At 68.1% G+C, this 12567-nt stretch carries 11 protein-coding genes and 3 pseudogenes; 7 read left to right on the top strand and 7 right to left on the bottom strand.

Going from position 1 to position 12567, the window contains the following annotated elements; translation table 11 throughout:
- Nucleotides 1-1076 precede the first annotated feature (1076 nt).
- Both ACTWQI_RS21815 and ACTWQI_RS21810 read left to right on the top strand, forming a co-directional pair.
- A pseudogene (locus tag ACTWQI_RS21815) lies at nucleotides 1077-1559 on the top strand (hypothetical protein); the annotation flags it as partial.
- A gap of 184 nt (nucleotides 1560-1743) precedes the next feature.
- Nucleotides 1744-2373 (top strand): N-acetylmuramoyl-L-alanine amidase, encoded by a 630-nt coding sequence (locus ACTWQI_RS21810; protein ID WP_443272899.1) that lies wholly within the window; start codon nucleotides 1744-1746, stop codon nucleotides 2371-2373.
- A 105-nt stretch (nucleotides 2374-2478) separates the two neighbouring features.
- Here the strand turns inward: ACTWQI_RS21810 and ACTWQI_RS21805 are convergent.
- Nucleotides 2479-2637, bottom strand: a pseudogene (locus ACTWQI_RS21805) (SWF or SNF family helicase); the annotation flags it as partial.
- Nucleotides 2638-2683: 46 nt separating this feature from the next.
- On the bottom strand, nucleotides 2684-3538 hold the full coding sequence (locus tag ACTWQI_RS21800; protein ID WP_443272897.1) for a GntR family transcriptional regulator: 855 nt from the start codon (nucleotides 3536-3538) through the stop codon (nucleotides 2684-2686).
- 384 nt (nucleotides 3539-3922) lie between these two features.
- Here ACTWQI_RS21800 and ACTWQI_RS21795 point away from each other — a divergent pair.
- Nucleotides 3923-4723 (top strand): annotated as a pseudogene (locus tag ACTWQI_RS21795) (glycoside hydrolase family 16 protein); the annotation flags it as partial.
- A 354-nt stretch (nucleotides 4724-5077) separates the two neighbouring features.
- Here the strand turns inward: ACTWQI_RS21795 and ACTWQI_RS21790 are convergent.
- Both ACTWQI_RS21790 and ACTWQI_RS21785 read right to left on the bottom strand, forming a co-directional pair.
- A complete protein-coding gene (locus tag ACTWQI_RS21790) occupies nucleotides 5078-5470 on the bottom strand; it encodes a hypothetical protein (protein WP_443272896.1) in 393 nt (130 codons plus the stop codon).
- Between the two features lie 330 nt (nucleotides 5471-5800).
- Complete coding sequence (locus ACTWQI_RS21785) at nucleotides 5801-6652, bottom strand: hypothetical protein (protein ID WP_443272894.1); 852 nt, start codon at nucleotides 6650-6652, stop codon at nucleotides 5801-5803.
- A gap of 387 nt (nucleotides 6653-7039) precedes the next feature.
- Between ACTWQI_RS21785 and ACTWQI_RS21780 the strand changes: the two genes are divergently transcribed.
- From ACTWQI_RS21780 to ACTWQI_RS21770, 3 genes are all read left to right on the top strand, one after another.
- Nucleotides 7040-7240 (top strand): hypothetical protein, encoded by a 201-nt coding sequence (locus ACTWQI_RS21780; RefSeq protein WP_443272892.1) that lies wholly within the window; start codon nucleotides 7040-7042, stop codon nucleotides 7238-7240.
- The gene (locus ACTWQI_RS21775) at nucleotides 7237-7359 is read left to right on the top strand and encodes a hypothetical protein (RefSeq protein ID WP_443272890.1); all 123 of its coding nucleotides are present in this window, start codon (nucleotides 7237-7239) and stop codon (nucleotides 7357-7359) included. Before ACTWQI_RS21780 ends, ACTWQI_RS21775 begins: the two co-directional genes overlap by 4 nt.
- 90 nt (nucleotides 7360-7449) lie before the next feature.
- Nucleotides 7450-7947, top strand: a complete 498-nt coding sequence (locus ACTWQI_RS21770; protein WP_443272888.1) for a hypothetical protein — start codon at nucleotides 7450-7452, stop codon at nucleotides 7945-7947.
- 366 nt (nucleotides 7948-8313) lie between these two features.
- Here ACTWQI_RS21770 and ACTWQI_RS21765 read toward each other — a convergent pair whose 3' ends face one another.
- The 3 genes from ACTWQI_RS21765 to ACTWQI_RS21755 are packed head-to-tail and all read right to left on the bottom strand — an operon-like array spanning nucleotide 8314 to nucleotide 10154.
- Entirely contained in the window at nucleotides 8314-8745 is a 432-nt protein-coding gene (locus ACTWQI_RS21765; RefSeq protein ID WP_443272886.1) for a hypothetical protein, read from the bottom strand.
- 14 nt (nucleotides 8746-8759) lie between these two features.
- On the bottom strand, nucleotides 8760-9860 hold the full coding sequence (locus ACTWQI_RS21760; RefSeq protein WP_443273019.1) for a hypothetical protein: 1101 nt from the start codon (nucleotides 9858-9860) through the stop codon (nucleotides 8760-8762).
- Nucleotides 9861-9914: 54 nt separating this feature from the next.
- Nucleotides 9915-10154 carry a hypothetical protein gene (locus ACTWQI_RS21755; RefSeq protein WP_443272885.1) on the bottom strand — a complete coding sequence of 80 codons (240 nt, stop codon included), beginning with the start codon at nucleotides 10152-10154 and terminating at the stop codon, nucleotides 9915-9917.
- Between the two features lie 1185 nt (nucleotides 10155-11339).
- On the opposite strand from ACTWQI_RS21755, the gene ACTWQI_RS21750 reads away from it, so the two are divergent.
- Nucleotides 11340-11780: a hypothetical protein gene (locus ACTWQI_RS21750; RefSeq protein WP_443272883.1), complete on the top strand. Its 441-nt coding sequence runs from the start codon at nucleotides 11340-11342 to the stop codon at nucleotides 11778-11780.
- Nucleotides 11781-12567: the final 787 nt, after the last annotated feature.

Genomic DNA, 12567 nt, shown 5'->3' with positions numbered 1-12567 from the left:
GCACGGGAGAGGAACGGGTTTCTTCCCGGGTGTGAGGTTTAGCGGGACGCCATCGCGTTACCCGGCCCGTGGCCCCCTGTCGCGGCTTCCGGGGAGCCGGGCGTCGGCCGGCTGAGACAAGCCGGCCGACGCATCCTGTCCGGCTGCATTCCGCGTCACCGCACCCTGACAGAACGTCAGGCCAGAGTTCGCGCCCGCGACCACGTCGCTCAGGCCGCGGCCCCGGCCCTCGATGTGCAGCCCGCCGGTCCCTGTCACCCAGGCTGCGTCGTGCACCGTGGCGCCGCTGCCGGACTGTGCCGCCTTTTCCCGGGTCCGACCGGGCCAGCCCCCCGTACGCCGCAGCGGGGTCCTGGATACGGACAGCCCATTCGAAGTCGAGAGCCGCCGCGATGGCTGCACTGCGCCGCTCTTCGGCCACATCCTGCCGTCAGCAGCAGAGCGGCCGCCCCCCCCGTCGCCGCGGCACGTGGTGGCCGTTCTCCGGGGCTGCTCCGGTGTCCCGACGACGGGCGATCCCCGTCGGACGTACGGAGTCGCGCCGGCCTCACCATTGAATATCTTGACCAGGGCAGGCACGGGTCAGGCCAGGCTGGGAGCGCTATTGGAAGAGCGGGCCAAGGGTGTTTTCCCAAAGCCACGTCCCGGCGCCCCCAATAGGATCCTGGAGGCCGTCGCCAACAGGGGCGCCATTGCCAGTGACCCCTTTCAGGCTCTCGGTGATGAATGCAGGTCGGGGGACGTCGTCAGCGGAAGCGGCCGAGGCAGTGCCGAGGACACTGACAGCCGCGACCGTGAGAGCGGCAAGGGGCGTACGGATATGCATGGTGTTTCTCCTGATTGGTGGTGGCAGCGGCGTTGGAACCGAGTCACTGCTCACCACTGCCCCGCACAGACGCCGACCGCATGAGCAGCAACCCGATTGGGGCAGCGTTTCCACGCCAACGGACGAGGCTCGCGCGGCTGTGTAGCTATCTACTGGTCCGCGGGTTGGGGTGTACCTCGCTCGTGGGCGTGGTTGTAGAGGCTGAGTCGGGCCGCTTCGGGGATCAGTTTTGCGCGCGTTGGGTCATGGTGTGGCGGTGCTGGTGGCGTGGGGGAGGGGTGGCGTGGTCGTGTGTGGGGCTGGTTGTGCCCTGAACATCTGCCTCCGCGTCCTTGGCAGGCTCGCGGGTATCGATGCCCTCCCAGAGCACCCGCACCGAGGCACGTCCAGGCCATCGTGGTGGAGATTCCAGCCGGCTTCTTCCAGGGCATCAACACTCGTTGGCGTCGCCGTCGTCGTCTGGAGCAGTACGCGGCCGAGGAGGCGGTGTTCCGTGCAGCAGAGAAGACGAGCGGCGAGGGGATTCCGGGAGCTACGGGACCGTGCCGCCGCCGGTGACGGCGCCGTACGGCGGTCCCTGCGCGGCGCGGGCTCGGCGCTCGGGATCGTACTCGCCGGGTCAGTGAACCTGCTCGACCCGCAGGCCGTGGTGCTCGGCGGGGCGCTCGCGGAGCTGTCGCCGTGGCTGCTGCCCGCCGCGGAGCGGGAGCCGTCCCGCCGGGTGACGCGCTCGTACAGCGAGCTCGTCGTCTCGTGGCTCGGCCGCGACGGGCCGCTGCTGGGGGCGGCGCACTCCGTCGTGCAGGCGTGTGCTCGACAATCCGGTCGGGCCCACCAACTCCCTTGGTGCCGGGGGCGACTGATCCTCTGTTTCAGCCGCTGTCGCAGCGGTCACCATGACAGAGGGGGGGGTTGTCATGCGCGCGCCGCTCCTGGAGGCCCCCATGGACTCGTCCCGACCGGCCCGCCGGACCCTGCTGCGAGGCGGCCTCGTGGTCGCCACCGCTGCCCTGACCACCGGCACAGCCACAACCGCCACCGCCCGCGCCCGGAGACGCCCGGCCGACTACCCGGACGCCCACTGGACGCCCGCCAGCCCGTCCAACTACACCGTCTCCAGCCGCCCGTCGAGCTACCCCCTCGACTACGTGGTCGTGCACGTCACGCAGGAGACCTACGACGACACTATCAAGATCTTCAAGAATCCGGCCTCCAAGGTCTCGGCGCACTACGTGGTGCGCTCGGCGGACGGGTTCGTCGGCCAGTGCGTGCACGACAAGGACATCGCCTGGCACGCCGGGAACTGGGGCTACAACACCCGCAGCATCGGCATCGAGCACGAGGGCTGGGTGGACAAGCCCGAGTACTTCACCGACGCGATGTACGAGTCGTCGGCCGCCCTCGCCGCGTACCTCTGCGACACCTACGGCATCCCGAAGAACCGCGACCACATCATCGGCCACAACCAGGTGCCGGGCTCCGACCACACGGACCCGGGACCGCACTGGGACTGGGCGCGCTATCTGCGGCTGATCAACGAGAGCTGACCGCCGGTCGGCGAGCTCTGGCCCGAGGCCAAGACACATGGGGCGGCGGTCGTTCGGAAACGGTGCGCTGCGGGCCCTGGGCCTATTCCGGGCCGTGGAGGGCCCCAGGGCGGACGCGGAGTCGTGGTCGGCGGGGCCCGCAGGGGACCAGCGGCCGCGCTCCTTGCGGTACGGCCACCACCGCCCGTCCCTCCCGTACCGCAGCTGCTGGGCCTCCGTCCCCACCGCCGTCCAGCGGTTGCGGGCGGCTCGAAGGTCCACGTGATCACCGAGCGGTCCGGTCTGCCCCTGTCCGTCGGAATCTCGGCGTCTAAGGAGTGGACTGCACGTCTCCGGTCGTCGACGACGCGATGCTGCCGCCGAGGGCGAAGTCGCCCGGCGGGATACCGGGGTGGTGCCCGCGCCGGACCGGCGGGTCTGTGCGCGCCGCCGGGCTCGCCGAGGGGGCGAGCGCCAGGCGGGAGACGATGCGGTAGCGGTCGCCCCGGTAGAGCGAGTGCACGTACTCCACGGGTCGGCCGGACGTCTCCGTGGTCAGCCGCTCGAACAGCAGGGCGGGGGAGAGGACCGGGACGTCGAGCAGGCGGGCCTCGTCCTCGTTGACCACCGTGGGCTCGATCGACTGCAGCGCCTCGTGCACCCGTACCTGGTGACGTTCCCTCAGGTGGTCGTAGAGCTCGCCCGCCTCCAGTTCTGCCCGCGAGAGGCCGGCCACCACATCGGCCGGGAAGTGCAGATGCTCGATGGCGATGGGGGAGCCGTCGACGAGCCGCAGCCGTGCGATGGAGACCAGTTCGGCCGCCGGAGACATGCGCAGTTTGCGGCCGATGCGGGCACCGGCCTGCACGGTGGTCAGTTCGAGCACTCTGCTGGACCAGTCGCCGCCCGCCCGGGGGACCGCCATGGCCCGGTCGTCGCCGACGAGTTCCTGGGTGATCTTCGCGGGTGCCACGAACATGCCGCGGCCGTGCTCGCGTACCAGCTGACCAGTCGCCACCAGCTCGTCCACGGCGGCGCGCAGCGTGGGGCGCGAGACGCCGAGCAGGGCGCACAGCGTGCGCTCCGAGGGGATGCCGTCCCCCGGCCCGCGTGCGTCGATGAGTTCGAGGAGGAAGTCGCGGACCCTCTCCCGCTTGAGCATCGCCCGTGACGATCCGCCATCCATACGACCGCCCCTCTGTCCTGGCTGGGATGGTAACCAGCGCGTTGCAGAGCACACAACTGGTCTGCTGGTAGATGCCGGGCGGACCCACGGGCGTGCATCCCGATCACCCAATTCCCGCCCACATCCCGGGAGATGGGGACCGCATGAGCCTTGACGGGGGCATTGGTCTATGCCAGCTTCTGGGGCTGGAAGCTGACCAGTTGGACAACTGGTCAGCTCCGGTCCGGTAGGACGTCGAGACCCCCCACCCCCTTCAGACGAGGACGTCGGACGATGAGCCACAAACCGACCACCGCCACAAGACTGCGCACGGCCGCGGCCGTCGCCACCGCCGCCGGGCTGGCCTGCGCCGCCCTCACCGCCCTGCCCGCCTCGGCCGCACAGGACGACCCAGCCCTCTTCGACGACTTCAACTACTCCGCACACAACGACCCGAAGCTCGCCGAGCGCGGCTGGACCGTCAGGTCCGGCTCCGGCGGGCCCGGCGCACCCAGCGCCGGCTGGCGGCCGGAGAACATCACCTTCGCCTCCGACGGCGGCAGCAGCGTCATGAACCTGGAGACCGGCACCGACGGAACCGGGGCCGGCACACAGCAGTCCGAGATCCACCACCGGCGCAAGTTCGGCAACGGCACCTACGCCGCCCGCGTACGGTTCTCCGACGCGCCCAGGAGCGGCCCCGACGGCGACCAGCTCGTGCAGACCTTCTTCACCATCACCCCGCTCGACGCCCCGATGGACCCGGACTACGGGGAGCTGGACTTCGAGTACCTGCCCAACGGCGGCTGGGGCGAGCCGGGCAATGTCCTCTTCACGACGTCGTGGGAGACCTACCGCCCGGACCCCTGGGAAGCCGTCAACACGCACAACGAGGTGCGGGCGAGCTACGAAGGCTGGCACGATCTGGTCGTCACCGTCGACGACGCGGCGATCAAGTACTACGTGGACGGGAACCTGTTCGCCACCCACGGGGAGCCGTATCTCCCGGAGACCCCGATGTCGGTCAACTTCAATCAGTGGATCATCGCCGATGGCCTCCAGGACAGCACCACCCCACGCGCGTACGACCAGAAGGTCGACTACGTCTACTACGTCGAAGACCGCGTGCTGACACCCGCTCAGGTCCAGGACCGGGTCGGGGCCTACCGCGACCAGGGGATCACGCACACGGACACCGTGCCGTAGACGCTGCGCGGCATCGAGCGGCAGATCGAAGGAGTACAGCAGGCCCAGGCGCCGGACGATCCCCCGAGCGAAGACGGCGGGCACGAGGCGCTGGCCACGACGTGGCTGGTGCCGGGGCGCCGATACCGGTAGCAGTCCGCGGACGGCCCCGGGCACTGGAGCCCTGAGCACCGCTTTAGGAGTTCGACCAGACAGCCGTCACACCTGGCCGCGGCGCGGGCACGTCTCTGCTGCTGTCCGCCGTCGTTGATGTCAGCTGGGGACGTCAGACTGCCCCTCGATGCGAACTACGGCAGGGCGGTCGCTGAGGTCTCTTCCGGCTGTTCAGCGTGCGGTCGCTGGAGGTCAGCTCTGCTACTGCAGGGCAGCAAGGCCCCTCTGCAAATCGTCGAGGTTCATGACCGGCTCAAATGTGACCTCCGCGCCCATCTCCTGGAAGAACGGATCGGCGATGGAGGGCAGCTGCGAGCTGTCCTGCATGTCGAATACGAGAATCATGGAGCGCCCGCCCTCAGGGGTGAAGTAGGCGGCCTCCGGCTTCAGCCGTTCGATGGCTGACTTCAGTGACTTGGGCATCGCTCCGCCCTTCGTCACCTGATTCGACATCTGGGTGTCCATGCGGGCCTTCATCATCATCCGCATCGCACGCTCTCCTTGCGCATCGCGACCTGCGCGGTTCCGTCCGCGCTCGCTGAGATCCGGTGCATCCCGCTCAGCTTCACCTCCGCTGATCACCAGCCGCAACATCTCCTACGCCCTACGTGACACCAGGGTGGATGACGTTGCCACGTGCTGGTCACGTCCATGGATGTGGTGTACGGCTGATGCGGTGAGGGGCGTCAGCCGGGGTCACTCACATGGCTCAGCTGCCCAGGGCGGGGGTGTCGGTTTCGGGCGAGGTCGCCGGTGCAGCTGGCGAGGATGTCGGGGCCGAGTAGAGGCGTTGTTCGGTCCACTCATCGGTCTGCTCGGCGAGGACGGCGGTGACCAGGCGGAGGACGCGGAGGGCGGCGGGCGTCGGCGAGGCTGAGGGATTCGAGCCGCTTCGCGCTGAGCATGGGCACCAGTTGGGGGGCGTCAGTAGCCGTAGCGGCTCTTCAAATGGCGCCAGAAGTCGCGGAGCATCCACTTGTCGAACTCCGTGATCTGCGTGGCGGTGCCCGCTTTCATGAGGAAGCAGCACTGGCCGGTCGGCGTCCAGTCGTAGAAGTCGTCCAGCCCGAAGGTGTGGCCGACTTCGTGCAGGTAGATGTGGATGTTCTCCTGATCCAGCGCGCCGGTGAAGTATTCCTGTCCAACACGTTGCCCCCAGTCACCGCCGGCACCGCCCTGGAATCCCTTGGTCAGCCACAGTGACTGGTCGTAGTGGTGGGCCACACCGCCCGGGCAGCGCGAATAGTCGCCGTCCTGGTGGAAGAAGCGGGCGCAGTCCGGTGAGCACTGCGGGGCGCCACCGCCATCGAGGATTCCGGCGTAGATGTCGACGGAGTTGTCGGTCCACTGCAATGTCGAGCGGTCCTTCACCGCCCAGCCGACGATGTTGACCGGCACCGTGGTGTGGGGCCAGGAATTGTGGCCCTGGCCGTTCTCCACCATGGCCGCCATCCACTTCCCGAACTGCTTCTTCAGCGCGGCGTGGATCCGGTCACGCAGGAGGGCGCTGACCGGGGCGTCGGACTCCCAGCGGACGCAGTAGTTGATTCTTCCCTTGGTGGCCATGACCTGGTCCCAGCCGTAGTTGCGGAAACCGTAGAGGTCCGGGTAGGTCGACTCGACGTGGTTCCACACCTCGCCCAGCGGCTGCACCAGGTTGGCGGGCGGGTTCCACTCGTCGGCGGCCTGCGCCGGGGACGCCGTCGTCCCGGGCGCGACGACCAACGCGACCAAGGCGGCCAGGACGGTGACCAGACGCGCAAGGTATGTGCGCATGGTGAACTCCCTTGGTGGTGGACGGGATTTCACCTTCAGGTCGCCGCCGGCGCCCGCGCGGGTTGCCTGCCGCACCGAGCACATCAATCCGTATCAAGGCAAACGGCCCCTGATCAGCCAAAACGGTCGGGGATCGTTCGTCATGAGCCCTCCCGTCCCCAGTCATCCAAGAGATTCCCATCGAGGCCCGACCGCTTCAATGCCGCGTTCCGGCAATCTCGCGAGGGCGGCTGTGCGGGTTTGGCCGGTGGGCCTGCCTGGTCTGGGGTCGTACATGATCAGGGGGCCTTACGCTGGCCCGCGAGATCGGGCAGCCGTTGGCTTGGCTCGCCGATGTGCCCGATTGGCCCGGATGCGGCATATCCAGCGGCACTGCACGCTGGTCTCATGGATGGACACCCGCCCGTGGTGGTGTATCCGCCGTTGAGCGGTGGCCGGCGCGTGGAGATCCGTGGCCAGGACGTCGGCCGCGCACGTCGTCTGGCCGATGTGATCGAGTTCTTGCGCCGTGCGGGCCTGGAGGACCCGGACATCGAGGACCCCGCGCTGATTGAATGGCGCGGCGGTGGCAGTGAGGTGTGGTCGTGAAGGCCGCCTGGTCCGGCATGATCCAGTTCGCGCTGGTGCCCTTGCCTATCTACAGCGCCACGGAGGAGCACCGGATCCGGCTGCGGGAGATTCATATCGCCGACGGCAGCACGGTGTAGCACCGTCGCTTCCCGCGCGACGGTATCGATGAGTGCTGACGAGTAGGGGCATCCCCCGACCGCAGTCCGCTCAGCGGTAGCGTGCGGGGCATGGGAGATCGCCCTACTGAGCCGGTCCCGACGATGGACTGGGAGTACGCGTTGTCCGCGGCCGACGAGCTGGTGCTGTGGCACCTCGCCACCGACACCGAGGAGGGCCAAGCCAGGGCGGTACGCGAGTGCCAGGCGCACGTCGTGGTCCTGGTGGCCGCTGCCGTGCACGACCGCGCCGTGGCGACGGGTCTGGTCGGCGCCGGGATCGCCCAGGTGGAGCTGGCGGAGGTGCTCCAGGGCCTGCGGCACCATGCGGCATCCCTCCTCGAAGCAGCACCGGCTACTGCGGGCCTTGGCGCCGAGCAGCGCGAGGAGCTGCTGGCCGACTACGACAGCGATGCCTTCGCCGTCGTGCGCGCGGCTGGTGAGCGGGTAGTCGCCCGGCACATGGCGGACGGTGGGACGACGCTGGCCGGCCGCGCCGCGGCGATGGCAGCCGAGCGCCGGGCCCGCCGCCTGCGGCAACTGGAGAACGGAGCAGACGACGAGCTCTGACGGCGCAGCTACCCACTCGGTCTGTTGGCAGCCCTGACGAGCCTCCCCGGCCAGCGACAGCGGGGCCGAGTCGTGTGGACATACGGCTGCTGCGAGACCCCTCGGTGGCGGGCGATGCGCTGGCGACGACGTTGATGATGCCCGTGCGACGGTATCGGTGAACGCTGGGAAGGGGCCCTCGGTTTGGTGCTCGGGCAGTGGGCTCATTTTGGCTGCCCCGCACAAAGCGCGGGTGCCCTGGGCTGAGCGGCTGACTGACCTGGAGGGACCCGATGGGGGATCGGGGCGAGTGCAACATGATTCGGCGTAGCCGACGCCGACGGGCGGCGAAGAATCTCCGCCGCCCGCCTTGTCCTGCCTCTCAGTTCAGCACTGGTACATGGTCGTGTGCTTGAACGACGAGGCAGCGCCGTCGAAGCCGTAGGTGCCACGCCAGGACGGCGGGTTCTGATACTCGCCCACCACGGTGATCTTGTTCGCGCAGTTCCCGGTGCCCTGTCGCTTGGCGTCCAAGCGCAGGGTGTCGCCGAGGAAGCCTCCCGTGATCTGCCACGGTGCGCCGCAGATGCCGGACCTGATCGTGCCACCGGTCACGACGAAGGGATACGTGTTGGGGGCGTACTTGACCTCCATCGCGAAGGTCACTGTTCCGTTGTGCAGTTCGAGAGCGAGCGTTGCGGTGACGGCCTCGGGCGCGGCGAGGGCTTCCTCCCTGGTCTTGACCTCGGTGCCCTGCGGGTTGAGGTACCGCTGCCGGGTCTCCGGCTTGTCCTTCTTCTTGTCGGCTACTGTTGCCATCTCATCCCCTCGGCTCAGGCCAGAAGCTCGGCGATCTCGACACGCAGCAGCGATCGCACGGTCTCGATGTGGTTGACGACGGTGACCTGCGAGGAGCCGGCGAACAGCAGCCCGACCGCGACGTCGTCCAGCGAGGTGACCAGCGAACCGGAGTCGCCGCCTGCGGAGATGTTGGTCGTGAGGATCTGGTCGCGGAACCGTGCCGTGCCCGGACCGCCGTAGCCCACGTCGATCGTGGCGTCGACGCCGATGACACGGCCGAAGGTGATGTTCGTGGTTCGCCCGGTCTTCTTCACCAGGTCTCCGACCGCCACGTTGGCCTTGCGCCGCCAAGCGCGCGGCGCACCGGTGAAGTACGTCTCCCTGGTGGCGTCGGAGAACTCCACCTCGCCGACGGCCGCGTCCACCACGTTGTTGTGCCGATCCAACGGGATCTGCGGAGCGAACTGGATGGTGATGAACCGGGTGAGCCTGGCGATCCGGTCCTGAGCGGCGGTCCCCCCGTCGAACGTGCCCGGCTGGAGGATGGCGCTGCCGATGGGCGCGGCATTCGACGCGGCCAGGACGTGGTTGTTGCTGAGGACGTAGAAGCGGGCCGGCACACCGAGGCCCGGCCCCGGCGGATCGACCGTCGCCCCCGGCAGGAAGTCGTACACGACGCTGCCCAGCGTGCCCGCGGTGACCGCCACGTTGCCGATGGAGAATCCGGACGGGCACGGTCGCATGCGCCGCCGCAGGATTTGTGGCTCCGATCCGAGCGGGGGTGCCGGTTCAGCGGGCGCGACCTCGGGTGCTCGGGTCTGCTGTCCGGGCTGGCCGTTCGGGCCACTCTCCAGCAGCCGCTGGGCGACCACCTGCCCGACGGCAACAACGTCCGTCGGGGTACCGTCGCGCATCGTGCGCGGGATGACGTCATGGCTGGACAGCGACAGCTCCGGGACCTTGTGGGTCACGAAGACCAGCACGGCCTCCTGACCGGTCGGCTCCCGGTCGGTCCACTTCACGCCGTGCCCGAACCCGACCACGTTGGCGACCGGAGCCGCCGGGTTCATGAGTTGCTCGAGTGCTTGCTGTCGTGCGGGCTCGCTCACGCGTCCCCCTACAGGGCCGCGCATTAACTCGGGTTGGCTCACAGCCAACCACCTTGCCTCTCGTGATAAGGCACCGATTCAGGGGGTGTCGTCCTGCGCCATGACGTCGCCGATCGCGACGACCCGCACAGGCACGCCTTCCACTTCGGTCGGGACCACGTCTTCGGGGCGGAGCTGGGCCAGTGGGATCTTCCGGGTGACGTACACGACGACGACGTCAGTACCGGTTCTCTCGTCCCTGCCTGTGCCCACTCCCGTGACATTGGCGAGCGCCAATAGCCGGTCTTCGTGGAGTCGGCGAGCTTGAGATGCATCCATCGTTCTCGCCTCCCCCCAGCGAGCGATGCAGCTAGCTACGGTCTATTGCCTCCGCGGTACCGGGGTCAATAGCTCGCAACGAATCCGGTCAAAAATCTAGAATTCGTGAAGATTCATCAAATTCTTGATCAACCATGGCAGATGGGACGTGGCATTCGTGTCGCGCCCGCCTCGTGGACTGGGCGATCGTGAGGGCATCAGGGTGACGGCCGACTGCGAGGCGTGGACCTGGGGTGTGCCGCCAGACCACTCCCGGACCCGGCGGGCTGATCGACAAGGGCGCGAAGGGTAAGCGCCGACGCTCAGGTCCCTCTGACCGCGGTCTCCACACGGTTCGGGACAAGCGGACGGGCCAGTCGTTCCCCCAAGAGCAGCTCCGCCTGAAGCCAGGAAGGACTTTGGAGGACCTCAGGGAACCCGTCCCGGAATTCGGCCAGTATGCGTCGATCGATCGCGGATCGCCCAGCGACCCTCCCGTCCCGTTGGGCTAACCGTCAGGTCAGCCGGGCGCAGTCCGGAACATCCACTCCAGCACCTTCGGCTGCAGTCGGTTGGGCGGTCGAATGCGGTCCCCGGTGTAGTAGGCGGCGAGACTGTTGGGCAGGACCGATAGCTCTCCCCAACTCTGCGGCGAGGCCGGCGCACCATCGAGACTGGACTACCGGACGCCCTGACCGCGGCGTACGTGCCCAACATGCCGCCGAACCACGCGCATCGCCGCGTTCCATCGAGCAATATCTGTCCCATGGACTGCCGCTACTCTCCGCTCATCAGCGTCGGCGACCTGGACGATCATCGCGACACGCCTGATGCCGAACGCCGAACGACCGGTGATCACGTCCCTTACCCGGCGACACCTACCGCCTGATCCGGCTCACCTTCCGGCCAGGGACGGCCGGCTCGTCAGTGATGACCATTGCCTGACGCAACGTCAACGGCTGGCAGCTACGAGCCCGTCTCTCCGTCCTGATTCCGGCCCGGACCTCAAGAGGCCGGAATTTCCACTGAGTGGAGTAACCGCCGCTCGTGTCGCATGCTCGTAGCGCAATACGATCATAGCCTCTCAAATGCGCATGTAACGGACATCGGATCCCGTTATTGCATGCGCTGAGCGACCCATACCGAGTGGTTTGCTCCGTCGACTCGTCTACAGGAGGTTCCATGTCGACTCGCCTTGCTCGCTCAATGGCGGCTGTGATCCTGACCGCAGCCCCGCTCGCGGTCGCCGTACCCAGCACTGCGGCATACGCCTGCGACGCCCAAGCCAACCCCAACGCCCAGCAGCCCAACATGCAGGCGGACCCCAACGCACAGCAGCCCAACGCCCAGCAGCCCAACGCCCAGGCGCCCACGAACCAGCAGCAGCCCACTTTCCAGCAGCCCACCACTCAACAGCCCAACGCCCAGGCCAACCCGCCCAACGCCCAGGGGCAAGCGACCGACACACAGGCCGACCTCAACGGCCAGCAGCCGGCCCCCAACCAGCAGCCCAACCCTCAGGCCGACCCCAACGGCCAGCAGCCGGCCCCCAACCAGCAGCCCAACCCTCAGGCCGACCTCAACGGCCAGCAGCCGGCCCCCAACCAGCAGCCCAACGCACAGCCGCCGGTTGCGGGTACCACCTGACGAGAGCTCCGGGCCCCCGCAGCGTCACCCTGAGAGTTGAACTTCCGGTCGCCGGACCGTGCATGTCACCGTTCGGCGGCAGGGCCCTCCTGGCTCACGGTGCTCACCTCAGGGCGAATGTTGGCCAAAGCCTCACCCTGGCCGTCCTCGACCTCCCGCAAGGAGGATCCGGCGGTCAGACGGACCATCCAGGGCCTGGCCTGCGCAGCAGGTCAGGCCCTTCGCTTTGCGGGACGACGGTACCCGGCAGGGCTTCTTCGAACCGGGACCGCCAAGGAGACCGGTTCCGACCGGCACTTGTACGGCCTCATTGTCATCATCGCCGACCAGCGGATGCGCCCGCGGACTCGCAGACGCCTTCGGGGGCAGGGGACTTGACTCACGCTCGGGCGCAGCGACTACCAGGGGCGTACGACCTGGTCGACGCCTAGAACGATGTGGTCGAGTTGGATGCGCGACATTCGGCTCGCCCGCGCCCGGCTGCTTGTGCCCGACGGATACCCTGCGATCCAACGGCCCAGGGCAGAGGCGAATTTCGACGTCAATCGGGAGATTTTCGCAGACGCCCAACATTCCGCCCACTGAGACAGGGACTGTTATCACGCTGTCGCAGTTCGCTATCAGGGTGGCCGAGCATCAGCAGACGCCCGAGGCGATCGTGCGGCAGGCCGTACAGGGCACCGGTATTGCGCGCAGTCCTTCGGCCTCGGCGACGCCACCGCGGTTACGGCAACCGAGATCGTCGCCCGTGAGCGGCGAAGCATGATCACGAGGGATGTGAAGGCAC

Source organism: Streptomyces sp. KR80 (assembly GCF_052245555.1).
Classification (GTDB): Bacteria; Actinomycetota; Actinomycetes; order Streptomycetales; family Streptomycetaceae; genus Streptomyces.
The sequence above is the reverse complement of the archived record's forward strand: the minus strand, read 5'-3'. Positions and strand labels throughout refer to the sequence as shown.